Here is an 18,625-nt window from a genome sequence, read left to right as displayed (position 1 = left end):
CTTTAGGTGTCACAATATTTTATTTGAAGTTTTTTGTATTGTTTGATAATTACTTCACAGTCACAGATTTTGCCAAATTTCTAGGTTTATCTATCTCATTTCCAAGTTCTAATGCTACATAATAAGAAAGTAACTGACCTACTACAGTAGTTAGAAATGGGTACAACAGATAATCACTGTCGGGAATTTTCAAAAAATAATCAGAATGGAAATCTTTATCTCCTATTCATATCACTTTTCATTTTCTTGCTTTAATCTCTTCCATACTAGAAATATTTTTATCAAAAAAATAATCATTTGGATTTATCAAAACTGTAGGGAAATTTTCGTCTATCAATGCCAATGGTCAATGTTTCAGTTCTCAAGCTCAATTTGCCTCGCTATGAAGATAAGAGATTTCTTTGAATTTCAAACTAGACTCAAAAGCTATAGGAAGCTGTAAATTTCTTCACAAAAAGAAAAAGTTTTTGTATTTACTAATATCTTTTGCTACAGTTTGGATATTTTCTTTTTCTTCCAAAATTTCTTGTATTTTGTCTGGGATTTGTTTGAGTTCTTTCAAAATCTTTTCAAACTCTATCAAAGACAAAGATTTTTTGTTTCCAAAATACAATGCTAAAAGCAATATACTACTAATTTGAGCTATGAAAGCTTTAGTGCTTGCTACACCAACTTCTGTCCCAGCTCTTAAAAACATACCAAAATCAGTTTGTCTTGCTATGCTTGATCATACCACATTTACTAGTCCCAAAGTTTTTCATCATTTTTTCTTTACTTGATTTAGTGCTGATATGCTGTCTGCTGTTTCTCAAGACTGGGATATAAAAACATACAAAGTTTTGGGATGTATATTTATATTTTTGTATTCAAACTCACTTGCTATTTCTACGCTTGCATTTATTCATGCTATTTGCTGCATTCGCAAACTTCAAAGCATACCTGCATGGTAAGAAGTCCCACAACCTACAAAAACAATATTTTCAAAATCATATTTATCCAGTTGAGTAAAAGCTTCTGCTTGTAAACTATTATTATCAAAATCTACTCTTCATCTAAATATCTCTTTCATCACTTGGCTTTGTTCAAAAATTTCTTTTAGCATAAAATGCTGAAAATCTCATTTGTCAGCTACTAAATTTTCTGTGTCTACCTTTTCAATAGCTTTACTTACAAGCTTTCATTCAGATTTTGTCAAAAAGTCATTGTTGTTCACAAAAATCAAATCACCATCATCCATGAAAATAATATTGTTGGTATATCATCCCAAAGCAGTTACATCAGAAGAGAAAAAGAATTCACCCTCATCAGTATATCCAAAAACCAAAGGACTTCAGTATCTAACACCTATTATTTGTCCTGGAAAATCTTCATGAATCACCAAAAAAGCATAAGCTCATTCCAGTTTGTGAAGTATGTTTTCTACAGTTTTCAAAAGATCTTTATCTTTGTTTTCTTGTATTAATGCAGCTATTACTTCACTATCTGTTTGAGAAGAAAATTTATATCAGTTTTTTTCAAGTTGTTGTCTTAGTTGTTTGTGGTTTTCAATAATTCAGTTGTGAACTATTTTGGTTTTTCAATCTTGGCTTGTGTGTGGGTGTGTATTTTCTATATTTACTTCTCAGTGAGTTGCCCATCTAGTATGAGCTATTCAAAAATTATTTCATTCTTTTTTTCATACTTTTCCTTCCAAAAAACCTACTCTTCCAATAGATTTAATAGAGTTTATATTTTGGTTGTTTCATCCAAAAGCAATTCAAGCTGAGTCATATCCACGATATTCCAATCTTCAAAGTCAATTCAATAGTATGTTTGTAGCTTCTTTGTTTCATTTGTATCCAAAAATTCAGCACATGATTGTTTAGATTAAAGATTAAAACTGGAAAGTTTTCTATTATTAAATATATATTTTAAAACTATTTTTTCAATGAAACTATTTGTCTAAACTACAAAATTATAATAAACAAACACCAAAATCATGGTTGTAGCTATCACAGATATTGTGATAATATCTTTTTTGCTTATTACAATCTCTTTGTGAATAAATTTATCAAAAATATATCCACTAATTATCTGCCCCAATCTTTTCAAAAATGCTACAAACTCTACCGCTATCAATTTTGAACCCATTTTCCCCAATACTGCTGAAAATAGCCAAGACTGTGATACTAGTAAGGTTTCCCAAGAAATAATTTTATTTTTATTTTCTATAATAGCTTTTCTTTCATTTTTAAGTGCTAATAGTAAATACATCATAGATAAAATAAGAAATATTGTAGTATGAGGAAGAAATCACTCGTATTTTTGAAGTATAAAAACTGTAAAAAACATTACATTAATCATCAAAAAAGCTAAAAATAATAACAGTGCTGGTTTCTTGATAGTTTTTAGTTTGACCTTATCATAAAAATAAAAAACATTCAATACAAAAAACACCAACGAAATAGCCAAAGCTTCATATATACTGTTGTAAAACACCCTGACTGTATTTTCGTGTGTTGGTATAAATAAAAAATACAAATACGAAACCAAAGGCATCATATAAACCGATGAAAATATTGCCAAAGATATATTGGAAAAATTATTATAATGTATTTCATAGTTTTTTTTGTACAAAGTTATAGCAGCTATTTCTAATGCCACAACAAGAAAAAATATAGGGTCCAAAAGAAAATCAAAGAAAATACCAGCTCCTGATATTATATGTACAACAAACAGTCCTATACAAGTATTAATAAACAACAAAAACATCAAAAAATTTTTGTATTGTATTTTGTTGACATTATGGAAAGATAACTTTTCAAAAAATCAGTTTGAAAACATTGCCATAGCTCAAATAATAGCTCACATTTGTTTTTTGTTTCTAATAAATAATTACTGTCATCAAAGCAATAAAAAATTAATCATCATCACGCTTGTAAACCATATTATGTAAGAAACCAACAGACTTATAGCGATATGCATTTTATCTATACAAAAATACATACTTACCAAAAATATAAGGGTTGGGAAAAGATATATTATAGAATTTAGTATAAGGTTTTTGGTGTTGTTTGTATCTGTTTGCATATATACAAAAATTATTGAAAGGAAGGTAATAATAGGAGCAACCATAATTACTCATCACCACTTTGGACTTACATAATCTGCAAGCACTGTAACAGCAACTATTACTCCACCACCTACAAAAAATTTCAATAATAAAAACAAATAATCCATATTGTATCTTAAAGCAAAAATTAAAAATAAGATTCTTTATAAGTATATTTGAGTTTTAATCAAGTATTATTAGTATCCTATATACTGATTAAACTGTTGTATAGCTTTTTTTCTTTGAGAAAAGTCTGACTTCCAAAGATCATAATTTTGTGCAACAGTTTGATTCCATCCATTTGGTACAAAAATATAATTATATGGTAAGCTATTTTCAGGTACTTCATCTATATGATGAGTTTCAAATTTTCATTCAGCTTTTCACAAAAAACTAATAGGTTCAGACAAACTATTATCCATATAAGAAATTACAGTTTGCATACTTCAAGAATTATCTTCTAATCAATCAAAAAGCCTTTTGATTCAATCTTTACCAAGTGATTGATATACAAACTTTGCAAAAACTCAGGGGAAGTCTGGATATTTATTAAAATAAACTCAAGTATCATCAACCAATACAGGAGATTTTAATTTTTCATAAGCTTGTATAGCTTTGTTTTTGGATACTTCTTCTAGGCTTTGGGATTGAATTTCTGTAATATCTAAGTCTTGTGATTTTAATTCGATTTTTGGATGAATTATTTTTTTTATTTCATCAAGCTTTCCTTGGTTTCAAGTGACTAGTGTGACTTGCATTTTTTAAATTCAGAAAATAAAGATTTTATGAATTTATTATTATCTCATACATTTTATCAATATCATTGTCTATTCTGCTTTGTAAGGTTTGTAAATATGTGTTTTCTTCTTGTTCGCGAGTTTGGTCATCCAATTCATAAAGATATTTGATATAATCAAGTTCTTTTTTTAGATTTTCAAGAAAATTAAGAAATAACTTGGAATCAGTATTTATGGTTAATCTATCATTGTCTCACCACTCCAAAAGATTATTTTCAAAAAGGTAAAACAAAATAACTTTGGTTAATATTAGGTATTTTTGGAATGTTGGGTTGTCCATTCTTTGTATATTTCTTATTGAATCCATTACTGCAAATTCTACAATCTTTTTGATTTCATCATCGTTGTACACCTCAACCTGATTTTCATCATATAATTTCAGAAAATAGAAAAGAGTTGCCTTTAGCTCTTCCATCAAGGACTTGGGATGTCATTTGATAAAAAGACTGTGTCAAAATTCATGATATGTAACTTCCTTGATAAGCTCATCTCTAAGTGCTTTTTTATCAAACTCAAAATCATTACCAAAAAAAGAATGCATAGCTTTTTGAGCATTGTCCAATACATTATTCATAGAGTCAAGCTTTATTATTATCGCATTTCAATATTTTTGTGCAAGATTGGGATCGTTTGGAAATGCTTTTCAGATAAATCCCGAAAAAGTAGCATCTCATCACTCCAGTACAGGTTCTACAAAATCCAGATTTACCTCTTCCATTTGATATCCTTCTCCAAAAAATTTTCTGGAAAGTTCTAAAAAAGAAGTATTAGCTGTATCCAATGAGATGTCTTTGAGAATAAATGCTACTTCTGGCTCTATACATCTTTCAGCTAGTACATAATCTTCTATAGGAGCAATAATTCACAAAGGATTTTCTTCTTGTTTCCATCACTGCATTATTTTCTCCTCTTGTACAAGCCAGTCATCATAACTCATAACTCAGCTATTTAGAAGTTTAACTATTCAAGCAAGATAACTTCTTAGATTCTCATCATTAATTTGTTCAATAAGATTCATATCTATCCTGGAATTTTTTATTAGATTTTTGTATGGTACATATTCTCAATCTTGTACACCTCCAAAATATAGTTGCTTAGGCTTTGCCGGTAGATTTCAGGAATGAATATTTTGTTTGGCTGTTTCTTCAAAATTCAGGAAAAGCTCATCAAAATACTCCAGAATTCATGAGCTTATTATATTTTGTATATCTCTTATTTGCTTGGTAGTTAAAAGCTTGTTGAAAATTCATTTTTGCAAAGCAGAATACAAAAGCTGGTTGTATATTCTGTTTTTTTGATAAACTAGTTGTTTGGCTGTTTCTTTGTGTGGATCATCTTCGCTTAGTATATCAATATTTCATTGGTGCAAAGCTTTTTGGAATTCATCTGGTTTGTTTTCAACTTTATGTGCAAAAAATTCCATTATTTTGTTGTTCAATTTTTTCTTGAATTCTATAAATTCAGAAAAATCTCCAACTTCATCCAACGATTCCAAAAACTCCTGAATCTGCATAAAACTAATATCTGCATTTACTTTTTGAATACTTTGCATATCAAAGTTTTCTTGGCTTGATTCATTACCTTCATGATTGGAATAAGTATTTCTCATCATAGTTTTTAAGAAAATAAATATCTGATGTTATGTTTATAACTATTTTATAAGAAATGTCAATTTTATTAGGTGTTTGAACATTTAGATAAAGCACCTCAAGTAAAATTTAAAACTCCAAAAAGTAGGTCAAAGGTCAAAGTTTAGTATGGCTTACTTCCATATGTTCTCCAAAAAATCATGTTTTAACGGCAAGTTCATATTTTTCAAGTTCATTTACTAACTTTCCAAAAATTTCCTTGGCTTCCTCAAAATTTGCAGAATGCAAGAAGTCTAGTTTGTTTCATTTTGAGTTCCTTCATCATAGTGTAAAGTTTGAAATCAAAAGTATCTGTCAGTTTGTATCCTTCAAAGATTTGTCAATTTTTCAGTTTTCATCACTTATGATTCTTAGGTTTGCAAGTTTTTTGGCAACTTTATCCAAAACTTCAGGTCTTTCTATATCATCTTGCATTACTCCAACATACACCAAAAGTCATTCTCAAATTTTATTTGTTTTTTCTCCTGATTTTACAGTGGCATTTTTTACATATTCTATTACTAATTTCATTGTTTGTGGTTTGATTATATAAAAGATTTTCTTTGTAAATTTGGAGTGGTTTATACCCAGATTGTTTTATGGAGTTTGAGGAATGGTTTATTCCCCTCTTCTTGTAACAATCTTTTGGAGAGGAGTATTCCATTCTTTTGGTGACAAACTTTAGGGGAGGCATACTCCATCCCTTTTGTTACGAACTTTAGGAGTGGGGTACTCCTCAACTTTGTTACAATCTTTTGGAGGGGTGACCCTCTTCAACTTTGTTACAAGCTTTTGGAGGGGAGACCCTCCTCAACTTTGTTACAAGCTTTTGGAGGGGTTTAATTTATATCTAATTTTTTCAACACTTCCAAAGCATCCTCAAAAGCTTCTTTTTTTCATCCAAAGAATTCATTTTCTCAGAATTTTTGAATATCTTTGCTCAACAAAAGTTCTTCATCATACAATTGGTTATAAAAATTAAATAAATTATACAATTCGTTTTTCAAAGATTTTTGAAGTATTTTTTCTAAATATCATTTTGATAATAAATTTATAGAATAATCTTCCATATCTTTAAACCTATGCCATAGTTGAAAGGTTTTGTATCCTGAATCTTCAAAAATAATTTGCCACTCTTCTGGCATTATTTCAACAAAATCATCATCTTCTGGTGTGTATTCCAGACATACTACCACAAAAGGGAACTTGAAATCAGGATTTTCATATAAATATTTTAATATTTTGATAGCAAGCTCTCTTGATATTTTCATAATAAAAGAAATATTAGAAAATAAATGATCTATGATCTAATGATTTTGAAATCAAGATCAATGTAAAAATTAATTAATTTAAGAATTAGAAAATTTTCTCTATTTCATTATTGCTTAGTTTATAGCTATGTTCATGCCATTCTGCTACTTTATTATAATCTGCAAATTTAACTCTATCCTTTATATCTTTGAATGTACTTAATTTTATTTTATCTTCATATTCACTCTTTCTAGATATATCAGCAACTATAAAAAAATGACTATAAAAATCCTGAAGTTCAACAAATTTTCCTAATGAATTTTTCATATCAGTTGAATGTTCAATTTCAAAAAAAGCTGAAGGCATTCTTCTTTGATTGAACCATACAACATCAACAGTTCTAGCATATCTTAATATCTCACTATGAGTAAAATTAAATATTTCATCCATACTAGTGCTATTATATAAAGTCTTTCACAGATATTTTTTATTTTTATCTTGGGAAGGAGTAAAAGTATCATATTGCTTAAAATTTCAAGTTTCTACAAGTAAACCTTGATAATAAGTGTGATCAAATTCATTCTTTTTTTCTGATGAGATTTCTTCATCTGGATAAACTTCAACAGGCAGATTTTTTATATAATCCTTTAGAGCCCACAATCAAGGTTTTATTTTTACAAAAAACTTTTCATTTTGTACAATACGACGGATGCTAGCAAAAGGAGTTTTTGTTGACCATTTAGAAACATCAACATTTTTATATAAAAAACCCAAAGTAGCAAAGCCACCGGCTTTTTCCATAACATTTATAACTTGCTCATGCTGATTCATAAAAAAATTTTATTATATAAAATAAGCTCATAGTTATATCTTATTTTACAACATAATTTTTAAAAAAATTCTAAAGCCGATTTTTGTGTTATTTTTAGATAAATAATTATTTTGTTACTTATAATCAATCAATCATTTTTTACAAGAAAAAGTATCTAAGCAATAACTCAGCTTCCTACCAGTTCTTCTCATTGATAAAATGCAAAAGTTTGTCCACTTGCTATAGCTCTTTGCTTGTTTTCAAAAACAGCTTTTACTTTCCCATCTCAAAAATCAAAAATTTCACATTTTTGTAATTCTTGTCAGTGTCTAATTCTCCCGTATCCAGTTTGTGGAAAATCTAATTTTTCAGAAAGCCAATGTCGACTGGCAGTTGTTAACTCTTTGCTAAACAAATTCAAATCTTTTTCTTCTCATACAGTGATTGTGTTGTTGTCTACATCTTTGTCTACTATGTACAAAGGATTTGGCCCAGAAACTCAAATTCCTCTTCTTTGTCATATTGTGAAAAACCATGCTCCATCGTGCTCTCAAAGTATATTTCATCAGGTATCAATTATCTTTCATTTTCTAATAGGTAGCTTTTGTCTAAGAAAACTTTTCATGTCTACTTTTCATATAAAACACAAACCTTGACTGTCTTTCCTGTCCGCATTTGGTAGTCCTATTTCTTTAGCAATTTGTCTTACTTCGTTTTTTTCCATATTTCAAATAGGGAATAATGCTTTTGATAATTGCCATTGCTCCAGACCTGCCAAAAAGTAAGACTGATCTTTGACAGGGTCTTTTCATTTCAATAGTTTTTTCAAGCCAGGCCTTGATTTAGTTTCATTTTTGTTGCTTTCAACAATATTAGCATAATGCCCTGTAGCAATCCCATCAAATCCAAGATTTAAGGCTTCTTCCAAGAATAATTTGAATTTGATTTCAGTGTTGCACAAAATATCTGGATTGGGGGTGTATCAGTGTTTGTATCATTCAAAAATATATTCTACAATTTTGTCCCAATACTCCTTTTGATAATCAAAACTAAAAAAATTTATTCACAAAAAATTGGCAACTTTTTTGGCTTCTTGGATGTCTTGCTTGGTAGGACAGTTGCCATTATCAGCTAGGTAGTTTATCATAAATCATGCTGTGATATCGTATCATTGCTTTTGGAGCAAATAAGCAGTTACAGCACTATCTACTCCTCAAGATAATCATACCAGTATTTTTTTCATACCAAAAAATATTTTTTGTAAAACTAAAATTATATTAAACAATGACCCACAAAAATCAACTTTAAAAATTTTTTAAAAAAATTGCTTGAAAAAGATATATTTTTATTTAGTATGCGGTCACTATATATAGTATTGTTTTGCTAAATTGCTTACAATATATTGTTTTATTTTATTAATTAATAAAATTATGTCTGATTATATCAAACATATTAAAAAAAGAAGCTGAAAAGTAGTAGATTTTGATATATCATGTATAGAAAAAGCTATAAGTAAGGCATTTGATGCTTGTAATGTGGTTGATAAAAGTGATATAGAAGAAATTGTTCAAGAAGTAATGCATGATCTTCAAATATTGCATAAAACTCGTGGTGATGATTACATAACAGTAGAAACTATACAAGACCATGTTGAAAAAAATCTAATAAAATACAATAAGTATGAAGTAGCCAAAGCTTATATACTATACAGAGAAAAGAGAGCAAATATGAGAAAAAGGGATATATTCAAAAAAAGAACAAATCTTAAACCTTATGAATACCCTGAATTGTATGAATATGTTGATGCTATAAGGCATTCTTATTGGGTTCATACTGAGTTTAATTATACTTCTGATGTGCAAGATTTTCATACAAATGTGACAGACTCAGAAAAAGCCGCAATTAAAAAATCTATGCTTGCTATTGCTCAAGTAGAAGTGGCTGTAAAAGCTTTTTGGTGAGATGTATACAAAAAACTTCCCAAACCAGAAATAGCAGCAGTTGGTTTTACTTTTGCAGAAAGTGAGGTTCGTCATATGGATGCCTACTCTCATCTTTTGGAGATACTTTGACTTAATGAAGAGTTTGATAATATAGATCAAATGCCCGTACTTATGGAAAGAGTAAAATATCTTGAATGATCCAAAGAAACTTCCAAAAGTGATGATGATAGAGAGTATTCTATGTCTATATTGTTGTTTTCACTGTTTATAGAGCATGTATCACTGTTTTCACAATTTTTGATAATGATGAGTTTCAATAAATACAAAAATCTTTTCAAATGAATCTCTAATGCGGTTGAGGCTACTTCAAAAGAAGAGCATATTCATTGATTGTTCTGAATAGATTTGATAAATACTATTAAAGAAGAACATCCAGAATGGTTTGATGAAGCTTATAAAAATAGGATATACAATGCTTGTTATCAAGCATACGAATCTGAGAAAAAGGTTGTTGAATGGATACTTGAGGATGGTGAATTGGATTTTCTACCTAAAGAAGTAATATTTGAGTTTATCAAAAATAGGCTCAACAACTCTTTGCAAAGTATATGACTTGAGAAAGCATTTGAAGTAGATGAAAAACTGGTTGAGCAATCAGACTGGTTTGAGGACGAAATAATGACAACTAAGCACAATGATTTTTTCAACAAAAGATCTATTAACTACAACAAAAGAAGCAAAAGTATTACATCAGATGACTTGTTCTAAAATCTAAAATTTATATTATAAACTAAAATATTATGTACTGGTTGAATGAATATTCTAGAGCTTTCCTAAATAGAGGTTATATGAGAGAATGAGTAGAAGTAGAAGATAGAATCAAAGAAATTGCTGACAAAGCAGAAGAAATTTTGTGAAAAAAATGATTCTCACAAAAATTCTATTATTATATGTCAAAATGATATTATTCTTTGTCTTCTCCGGTTTGGTCAAACTTTGGATTGGATAGAGGTTTACCAATTAGTTGTTTTTGATCTTATCTTGGTGATGATATGGCTCAGATATTGTTTACTCATGCAGAGGTAGGTATGATGAGTAAGTATGGTTGATGAGCTTCAGGGTATTTTTGAGATCTTCGTTCTCGTGGTTCAAAAATCAAAGATAATGGGTATTCTTCCTGATCTGTACATTTTATGCAATTGTTTGAAACATTGTTGGATGTGGTAAGTCAATGATCTGTTCGTAGATGACATTTTAGCCCTTATCTTCCTGTAGAACATCCTGATATAGAAGAGTTTTTGAAAATATGAACAGAAGGTAATCTTATACAAAAAATGACTCATGGAGTGACAGTTACAGACCAGTGGCTAAAAGAGATGAAGGATTGAGATGCTGAGAAAAGAGCTATTTGGGCTGAGATAATTCAAAGAAGGAATGAGATGTGATATCCTTATATTATGTTCGTGGATACAGCAAATAAAAATACTGTGGATGTATATAAAGACAAATGACACAAAATTCATGCAAGTAATATGTGTTCTGAAATAATGTTGCCTTCTAATGAAAATTGGTCTTTTGTTTGTAACTTATCATCTATGAACCTTTATCATTATGATGAATGGAAAGACACAGATGCTGTGGAAACAATGGTTTACTTTTTGGATGCAGTAATGAGTGATTTTATTATCAAACTTGAAAAATTAAGAGATAGTTGAGAAGAAAAAGATCAACAAGCATTTGCATTTATAGAAAGAGCTTATAATTTTGCAAAACAAAATAGAGCCTTGGGTCTTGGTGTTTTGGGTTGGCATTCTTTGCTACAAAGTAAAATGTTGCCTATAGACTCCAAAGAAGCTTCAAATCTAAACTTACAGATTTTCAGATACTTACAAGAAGAAGCATACAAGGCTTCAGAAAAATTAGCTCAAGAATATTGAGAACCAAAACTATTAGAATGATACGGTAGAAGAAATGCTACTTTGATGGCTATAGCTCCAACAACTTCTTCAGCATTTATACTTGGTCAAGTTTCACAAAGTATTGAACCTCTTTGGTCAAACTGTTATGTAAAAGATGTAGCAAAACTGAAAGTTACTATTAGAAATAAACATTTGGAAGATTTGTTGGAAAGAAAAGGTTATAACACAAAAGATGTTTGGAAAACTATTCGTGATAATGATGGTTCTGTACAACATTTGAGTATACTAACTCAAGATGAGAAGGAAGTATTCAAAACATTCCAAGAAACAAATCAAAGAACTTTGATAGAACAGGCAGCAGTTCGTCAAAGATATATAGATCAATGACAATCATTAAATCTTGCTATAAATCCTTCAACTCCTGCAAAAGAAATAAATGAACTTTATCTTTATGCTTGGGAACTATGAATAAAAACACTTTATTATCAACATAGTGTGAATGCAGCTCAACAATTTGCTCGCTCAAAGCAGTGTGAATCCTGCGAATGATAAAACTAAGAAAATAGATACCAAAAAGTTATAAACTGAAATTTGCAAAAAAAATTAAATTTCATATAATTTTATTGGTATTTATTTTTTAATAACAAAAAATGGAATCTTCAAAAAAAATTGATCAATGATTTGGTATGATTCAAAATTGATTTGATCCTGTAGAGGCAAATGCTGAATCTACTATAGTTGCTGCAAGAGAAGCTTTTGAAGTGTTGCACATTACAGATATTCTTGATTATCTTAAGGCAGAAGGTATAAGAGTTTGTGATGCGCTGATAGATGGAGTTTTGAGAATAGATTTTGAAAATTCTGCGATATATTTCAAGGATACTCTTATCACAACTTATGAAGAAGCAACTAAAATGATGGATGTTTTGAGGAAATATGGTTATTAATATTTAAATTTTTGAGCTGTATTATGGTGCATTTACTTTATGTAAATATTTTTCTTATTTTTGTATTGTTGGCATTTACATTTTTGTGACTTCCAAAATTTGTTCTGTATTTTGTGATGTGAATGATAATTTTGGTGGTTATGATTTTGATTGTGTCTTATTTTTATTTTTTTGTTGAGCTTTTATTTACTTGAAGAAGTTTTGTGCCTTTTGTAGCATCCGATAATAAAAAACTAAGTAAAATGATGGAAATAGCTAATATACAAAAAAATGATCAAGTATATGATTTGGGCTGTTGAGATGGTAAAATAATATTAGAAGCTAGTAAATACACAAATAAAAAATGTATATGATATGAAAGAAAGCTAGATGTGGCTTTGTTTTGAAAGTTGATTTTGTGGCTCAAATCAGCCAATGCTGAAATAATAAGAAAAGATTTTTTCAAAGAAAATTTAGAAGATGCTGATGTGATATTTGTTTACTTACTTCCCAATGTGATGAAAGAGCTTGAGCCCAAAATTTTAAAAGAATGCAAAAAATGAACCAAAGTAATTTCAAATTGATTTGAATTTCCTAATTGGACTCCTGAAAATATATACTCAATAAAAAAATGAAAAGTAATAGAATACATAGTTCAATAATCTATATTGAAACAGTTTTATTATACTAAAAATGTTATAATGTGCTTTTAAATAACTTTTTGAATAGTTTGTTTGTAAAAATCAAAATTTACCTTTGATATAGATTCATTTTTATCAAAAAGCTTTACATCCAATATTTCTCATTCCATAGGATAAATGAAGTCTTCAAATCAGTCATCTAAATGGGCAAGAAAATATACTACTTCTTTATAATGTTTTTTTCAATCTTTGTTGAACTCATAACTATCTTTGAAAGTTTGATTTTGTATATGCAAGAAGCTTTCAGGAATTCATGTTTCTTCCCAAAATTCTCTTTTGGCTGCTTCTATATCTGACTCATTTTCTTCTATATGTCATTTTGGGAAAAGCCAGTTTCAATGCCATCATTTTATAAGTAATATTTTACTGTCTTTGATTGGAATTATTCAAGCTGATTTGTGTTTTTCCATTTGTGATAATATAAATTAAATATGTTCAATTATATTTTTAATTTTACTTTTTTCAACTTCAAAAATTTTGTGTATATTTTTGGTTTATTGCTCAAGTATTTCTGGTATTTTTTCCAGTATTATACCCTTAAAGTTATCTATAGCATCTTGAGAAAGTTGTAAACTTTCATTTGCTCATCAAGCTTGAATTTGTAATTCGTTTAAAATTCTTATGTCACCATTTCTTATGCTTCATAAATTAAGCCTTTTGGTATAAGTTTTTCCTTCTCAGTCTTCTTGATAAGGTATTTGCAAAATCAAGAATATTCATAAATCTTTTTTTGAGTTGTTTGCTTCTACTCTTAGGCTAAATTTTAATTCATCCCAAATATCATCAGAAATAGTTTCTTGTGGTATTTGTGTTTCTTTTGTTAGAATTCTTAATACAAAATTTTCAAGCTCTTCCAAATAATAACCCAAATATGTGATGTCTTCATCTATTATTATATCTACCTGGCTTTCAAGTTGTTTTTTGATTTGGTTGGCAGTGCGGTTTCTGTTTGGTCTCACTAAATTGTTGTGTCCTGATGATAAAGTCTGTCTCATGTTGTATTTTTAGTTATAAATTATATAATGCAATATACAGAAAATAGTTTATAAGTCAATAATAAAGTTTGGTGATAAATTAGTATTTATATTTAAATAATTGAAATAATAGAAAAAATCCTTAGTATTTGATGCATTAACTTTTAATTTCAAACTTAAACAGTTATTGATGAGTAATTACAAAACTTCTATAAAAGATGTTTTTTATTATTTTTGAAAACAGCTTTGGCAAATAAAATATCTTGTAGCAGCTACTGTCTTAACTATGGTTGTTTTGAATGTATTACAGCTTATGGTGCCTATATATTTTGGTAATATTGTAGATATAGCTGCAAATAGTGAACTTAGTACAAACCAAATTGTAGAGTGAGTTATGAAATATTTTTGGTATTTTGTCTTTACAATGGTATGAATGTTTTTTCTTTGGAGAGTTTTGGATTTTAGTATGAATTACTCAACTACTAAACTTGTTTATAATATTACTCAAAACTGTTTTGATAATTTGCACCATCATTCTTATAATTTTTTTGTCAACAACTTTGCATGAGCATTAATCAAAAAAACTTCAAGACTTGGGCATTCACTTGCTAGTATGCATGATATTATAGTATGGGAAATATTAAGAAGCATTGTTACAATTGGCTTTGTAATAACTGTTTTTTTTCTACAGCACACAGTTTTGGGGTTTGTTTATGCAGGATGGATAATAGCCTTTTTGATAGTGGCATATTACTTAAATACCTTTAGAATACCCTATGTAAAAGCTGCTGCAGAAGAAAGCTCTAGAGTTTTTGGATGTTATTCTGATACAGTCACAAACAATTTCAATATAAAACTTTTTGGAACATTTTTTAGAGAAAAGTGAATGTTTACACAAGCCTTGGAAAAGTGGAGACAAAAAGATCTTAAATCAATTTTTGTTTTTATGATTATATTTTTTGTTGTTTCAACAATAGCATTTGGTTGACAGATAGCCTCTTTGTATATTGCAATTCAGCTTTGGTTTGATGGCTTGATTAGTATCTGAGTTTTTGTTCTTTTGGTCACTTATCAGCAAATTATTGGACAACAACTTTTTGGATTATCTTTTGTGATGTCTAGAATTTCTGAAAACTTAGGGAATAGTATGGAAATGTTGGATATACTAAACACACCACACGAAGTAAAAGACGTTTCTTGAGCAAAACCTATAAACATCGAAAAATGAGAAATAAAGTTTGAAAATGTTGATTTTTCTTATAATGAAAATGAAAAAGTTTTTGAAAATTTCAACTTGGAAATAAAACCTTGAGAAAAGGTGGCTGTAGTTGGTAAGTCCTGAAGCGGTAAATCTACACTTATCAAATTATTGTTCCGTTTCTTTGATTTAGACAAAGGTAGAATTATGATAGACAACCAAGACATATCACAGGTTAGACAAGACAGTCTAAGAAGTCAAATTTCTATGGTTCCTCAGGATCCTATTCTTTTTCATCGTAGTTTGAAAGAAAATATTGCTTATGCCAATCCAGATGCTTCACGGGAAGAGATTTTGGAAGCTTCCAAACTTGCACATTGTCATGAATTTATTTCTAACCTACCTGATGAGTATGAAAGTCTTGTTTGAGAAAGATGAGTTAAGCTAAGTGGCTGAGAAAAGCAAAGAGTGGCAATAGCAAGAGCAATATTGGCACACAATAAAATTTTGGTGCTGGATGAGGCAACTTCAAGTTTGGATTCAGAATCAGAGCAATATATTCAAGATGCATTGGATAAAATAATGGAGCAAAGAACTATTATAGCAGTAGCTCACAGACTTTCTACTATTATGAAAATGGATAGAATTATAGTGATGGAAAAATGAAAAGTAGTTCAGCAGTGAACTCATGAAGAATTGTTAAAACAGTGAGGTTATTATAGTAAACTTTGGAATATTCAATCCTGAGGTTTTCAAAGTAATTAAATAAACTATGAACAAGTAGCATAATAATTCAAATTTTTTCTATTGTGTTTTTTGGGGATATACTAGATGAAAATGCTAAATTTAAAGCAACTTTTTAAAAAATACTAAAAAAGTATTGATTTTTTAAAAAGAATAATTATATATTGCTCACCATCCAATTCTGGGTGGCAACAAATCCCATAAGTTGGGAAGGAGTAAGTTATGAAGACCGAAGTTCTGGCCGTGAAGGCCTCTTTTGACGACGACTACAGCGGCGGCTCCACCAACGGCGCCATTTGCGCCGGTATCGGCATGCTCGCCCCCATCGCGGGGTAAGCAACTCCCTGTAACACAGGGGCCCCGTCTGGATTTCCAGGCGGGGTTTTTTGTTGAAAAAAATGCTTTTAAAAATATTATTAAATAAGTATTTAAAAGCAAAATAAAAAATGATAGTTTATGATAAAAAGTTAATATCCTCAGATTGGCATATATTACACAAAAACATAGCTTTGTATGAATATGAATATAGAAAACAATTTTTTCCTGATCAAAAAAATAATCTATCAAAAGAAAAACTAGAACATTTTTTTGCTGCTGCTAATGAAAATGAAATAAATAATTTTTTAAAAATACATAACCAAAACTTTTTAGTTTATCTCAAGGCAAAGTTAAACAAAAAAATTTCTGAAAATAAGATAAGTAAGTTTATTAATTTAGGTGATTTTATATTTAATATATCAGAAAATAAAATTAAACTACTTAAAGATTTGGATATAGAAAAACATATATTTGATATTTTTGATTTATTAAAAAACAAATGAATAAGGTCAGAAATTATACTTGGTAATCATTGTGTTTGAGTTTTAGAAGATGAGAAACTCAAAAAGTATTATTCTAATTTTTTTGATGAAATAAAAATTTATAAGTATGAAAATAATATTGTATATACTCACTATCCTATTGGATTTGTAGAATGATACAACAATAATCAAGATAGTAATTATTTGATAGATGAGACAAATAAACTTGAAAACAAATACAATCCAAGAATAAATTTACACTGACATGTTCATCATAGAAGTTTTGAATGAGATAAAAAGATGCAGTATATTAATGCTTGGTGGTGAAATATATAATATCTTGTAAAATTTAAAAAATTTTGTATAAAATAAAAGTTTACAACTAAAGCTAAAAAATGAAAACACTAAATCCATGAGATAGTATTTGAATAGTGTCTATATCCAACCAAATAGACCCAGAAAAACTTGATAGTTACTGATTTCTAACTTTTCAAAGAATTTTGGAAAAACATCTTTGAGTAAATATTAAAATATGAAAAAATATATTGAGATGAGTAGAGTGAGTAAAGCCAGAGAAAAGAGCTGAAGACATAAATAGGTTTATTGCAGATCCTGATATAAAGATGATTTGGCCTATATGATGATGAGCATTTAGTAATGAAATTTTGCCATATATAGATTGGGATTGAATAAAAGAAGACAACAAAATAATTTGTTGATATTCAGATATAAATGCATTGAATAATGCATTATATGCAAAAACATGAATACCAAGCTTTTCTGGTCCTACTCCTTGAAATTTTTCTTTGTTTAGGTATTGAAGCCTGGAAACTTTTTTGTATTTTTATGAAATGGTAGTGGATTGAAAAGAGGTAGACTTGTCATTTCATGATTTTTATTTTGATTTTAGTGTAAACCAAGAAGAAAATCCATGGCAAATCATAAATGATTGATGATTAAAAATTGTAAATAAATGAAAATCAACCTGAACTATAGTTTGATGAAATATTTCTACTTTTTCTTTGTTGATAGGTACCGAATTTATGCCAGACTTGGAAGGAAAGGTTTTGTTTTTGGAAGAATGTCCAGAAGAAAATATTGGTTCAATAAGAAGGATGCTTATCCAACTAAAAAATCAGCCCAAATTTGATAAAATAGCATGAGTAGTTTTTGGAAGAATTAACCAAGCTTGTATGTACTGATACGATATTACTTGGGAGTGAACTGTTAATGATTTTGCAAGAGATTTGAATGTACCAGTAGTTATGAATGCTCAGTTTGGACATATAAGTCCAATTCAAACTTTCCCTATATGATGAAAAATAGATATTGATACCAAAAAATGAATTTATAAAATGAGTGTTTAATTTTCTAGCAATAAAGAAAATCCCCAGTGGTAAACCACCGGGGATTGAGTTTGGAGTGTTTTTAATGCACCTTCAATGGTGCGTCCTCCAGGCGAGTCTCACGATGCTGGCTTTCCAGCATCACATCGCCGATTTGGAACCAGTTGTGCTCATGGCCCGTGTAGATCTTGATGTCTTCCCTGAGCTCTACAGGGAACATCACTTGATCCGTGGGAATCTCATCGATTCTTCTGGCTTGGATAACCAGAAGGGTTCTCTCAGAGTCAGTTCGTTCCGACTTAGGGAGCTTGAAGATCCACGAACCGTAAGTGTCGTCACCGTCCTCTTCGAAGTATCTGTAAGCTACGTCCGAGGGGAACTTGTTGGTATCGATGGTTGGAGAGATGTCTCCGTCCATCAGTCTGGTGTGGTCTCTGTCGCCACTTCCACTTGAAGCACATCCACTCAGCAAAAGGATGCTGAGAAAGATAGCAGA

At 29.4% G+C, this 18,625-nt stretch carries 19 protein-coding genes; 7 read left to right on the top strand and 12 right to left on the bottom strand.

The features are described from left to right. Positions 1 to 49 precede the first annotated feature (49 nt). The 9 genes from glmS to mnmA form a co-directional block, all read right to left on the bottom strand. Positions 50 to 1,855: a glutamine--fructose-6-phosphate transaminase (isomerizing) gene (glmS, locus tag HLG78_RS02375; protein WP_231180569.1), complete on the bottom strand. Its 1,806-nt coding sequence runs from the start codon at positions 1,853 to 1,855 to the stop codon at positions 50 to 52. Positions 1,856 to 1,941: 86 nt separating this feature from the next. Beyond that, positions 1,942 to 2,850: a hypothetical protein gene (locus tag HLG78_RS02370; RefSeq protein ID WP_231180567.1), complete on the bottom strand. Its 909-nt coding sequence runs from the start codon at positions 2,848 to 2,850 to the stop codon at positions 1,942 to 1,944. A gap of 24 nt (positions 2,851 to 2,874) precedes the next feature. After that, positions 2,875 to 3,219, bottom strand: a complete 345-nt coding sequence (locus HLG78_RS02365; protein WP_231180566.1) for a DUF3147 family protein — start codon at positions 3,217 to 3,219, stop codon at positions 2,875 to 2,877. A gap of 69 nt (positions 3,220 to 3,288) precedes the next feature. Further along, the gene (locus HLG78_RS02360) at positions 3,289 to 3,849 is read right to left on the bottom strand and encodes a non-canonical purine NTP pyrophosphatase (protein WP_231180565.1); all 561 of its coding nucleotides are present in this window, start codon (positions 3,847 to 3,849) and stop codon (positions 3,289 to 3,291) included. A gap of 25 nt (positions 3,850 to 3,874) precedes the next feature. Then, positions 3,875 to 5,500: a hypothetical protein gene (locus HLG78_RS02355; RefSeq protein WP_231180564.1), complete on the bottom strand. Its 1,626-nt coding sequence runs from the start codon at positions 5,498 to 5,500 to the stop codon at positions 3,875 to 3,877. A 106-nt stretch (positions 5,501 to 5,606) separates the two neighbouring features. Next, entirely contained in the window at positions 5,607 to 6,047 is a 441-nt protein-coding gene (gene dtd / locus HLG78_RS02350) for a D-aminoacyl-tRNA deacylase (protein WP_231180563.1), read from the bottom strand. Between the two features lie 308 nt (positions 6,048 to 6,355). Next, complete coding sequence (locus HLG78_RS02345) at positions 6,356 to 6,787, bottom strand: hypothetical protein (protein WP_231180562.1); 432 nt, start codon at positions 6,785 to 6,787, stop codon at positions 6,356 to 6,358. An 85-nt stretch (positions 6,788 to 6,872) separates the two neighbouring features. Beyond that, on the bottom strand, positions 6,873 to 7,598 hold the full coding sequence (locus tag HLG78_RS02340) for a hypothetical protein (protein ID WP_231180561.1): 726 nt from the start codon (positions 7,596 to 7,598) through the stop codon (positions 6,873 to 6,875). Positions 7,599 to 7,753: 155 nt separating this feature from the next. Continuing rightward, positions 7,754 to 8,821 carry a tRNA 2-thiouridine(34) synthase MnmA gene (mnmA, locus tag HLG78_RS02335; RefSeq protein ID WP_231180560.1) on the bottom strand — a complete coding sequence of 356 codons (1,068 nt, stop codon included), beginning with the start codon at positions 8,819 to 8,821 and terminating at the stop codon, positions 7,754 to 7,756. A gap of 187 nt (positions 8,822 to 9,008) precedes the next feature. On the opposite strand from mnmA, the gene HLG78_RS02330 reads away from it, so the two are divergent. The 4 genes from HLG78_RS02330 (at position 9,009) to HLG78_RS02315 (ending at position 13,028) form a co-directional block, all read left to right on the top strand. Then, complete coding sequence (locus HLG78_RS02330) at positions 9,009 to 10,289, top strand: ribonucleotide-diphosphate reductase subunit beta (RefSeq protein ID WP_231180559.1); 1,281 nt, start codon at positions 9,009 to 9,011, stop codon at positions 10,287 to 10,289. Positions 10,290 to 10,321: 32 nt separating this feature from the next. After that, a complete protein-coding gene (locus HLG78_RS02325) occupies positions 10,322 to 11,992 on the top strand; it encodes a ribonucleoside-diphosphate reductase subunit alpha (protein ID WP_231180557.1) in 1,671 nt (556 codons plus the stop codon). A 98-nt stretch (positions 11,993 to 12,090) separates the two neighbouring features. Then, positions 12,091 to 12,387: a tyrosyl-DNA phosphodiesterase 1 gene (locus HLG78_RS02320; protein WP_231180529.1), complete on the top strand. Its 297-nt coding sequence runs from the start codon at positions 12,091 to 12,093 to the stop codon at positions 12,385 to 12,387. Positions 12,388 to 12,410: 23 nt separating this feature from the next. Then, entirely contained in the window at positions 12,411 to 13,028 is a 618-nt protein-coding gene (locus HLG78_RS02315) for a class I SAM-dependent methyltransferase (RefSeq protein WP_231180526.1), read from the top strand. Between the two features lie 47 nt (positions 13,029 to 13,075). On the opposite strand, the gene HLG78_RS02310 is transcribed toward HLG78_RS02315, so the two are convergent. Then, positions 13,076 to 13,477, bottom strand: coding sequence for an NUDIX domain-containing protein (locus HLG78_RS02310; protein WP_231180524.1), 402 nt, complete (start codon positions 13,475 to 13,477; stop codon positions 13,076 to 13,078). Between the two features lie 84 nt (positions 13,478 to 13,561). After that, the gene (locus tag HLG78_RS02305) at positions 13,562 to 14,062 is read right to left on the bottom strand and encodes a hypothetical protein (protein WP_231180521.1); all 501 of its coding nucleotides are present in this window, start codon (positions 14,060 to 14,062) and stop codon (positions 13,562 to 13,564) included. A 169-nt stretch (positions 14,063 to 14,231) separates the two neighbouring features. Here HLG78_RS02305 and HLG78_RS02300 point away from each other — a divergent pair, with 169 nt between their 5' ends. From HLG78_RS02300 to HLG78_RS02290, 3 genes are all read left to right on the top strand, one after another. Further along, on the top strand, positions 14,232 to 16,004 hold the full coding sequence (locus tag HLG78_RS02300; protein WP_231180519.1) for an ABC transporter ATP-binding protein: 1,773 nt from the start codon (positions 14,232 to 14,234) through the stop codon (positions 16,002 to 16,004). A gap of 425 nt (positions 16,005 to 16,429) precedes the next feature. Next, positions 16,430 to 17,119 carry a hypothetical protein gene (locus tag HLG78_RS02295; protein ID WP_231180517.1) on the top strand — a complete coding sequence of 230 codons (690 nt, stop codon included), beginning with the start codon at positions 16,430 to 16,432 and terminating at the stop codon, positions 17,117 to 17,119. Positions 17,120 to 17,178: 59 nt separating this feature from the next. Beyond that, on the top strand, positions 17,179 to 18,150 hold the full coding sequence (locus HLG78_RS02290; RefSeq protein ID WP_231180515.1) for a S66 peptidase family protein: 972 nt from the start codon (positions 17,179 to 17,181) through the stop codon (positions 18,148 to 18,150). Between the two features lie 61 nt (positions 18,151 to 18,211). Here the strand turns inward: HLG78_RS02290 and HLG78_RS02285 are convergent, their stop codons facing one another. Next, positions 18,212 to 18,547, bottom strand: coding sequence for a hypothetical protein (locus tag HLG78_RS02285; RefSeq protein ID WP_231180513.1), 336 nt, complete (start codon positions 18,545 to 18,547; stop codon positions 18,212 to 18,214). Positions 18,548 to 18,625 lie beyond the last annotated feature (78 nt).

Source organism: Candidatus Absconditicoccus praedator (genome assembly GCF_021057185.1).
GTDB classification, from domain to species: domain Bacteria; phylum Patescibacteriota; class Gracilibacteria; order Absconditabacterales; family Absconditicoccaceae; genus Absconditicoccus; species Absconditicoccus praedator.
Note: the sequence above shows the minus strand (reverse complement) of the source record. Positions and strands in the feature narration are given on the sequence as shown.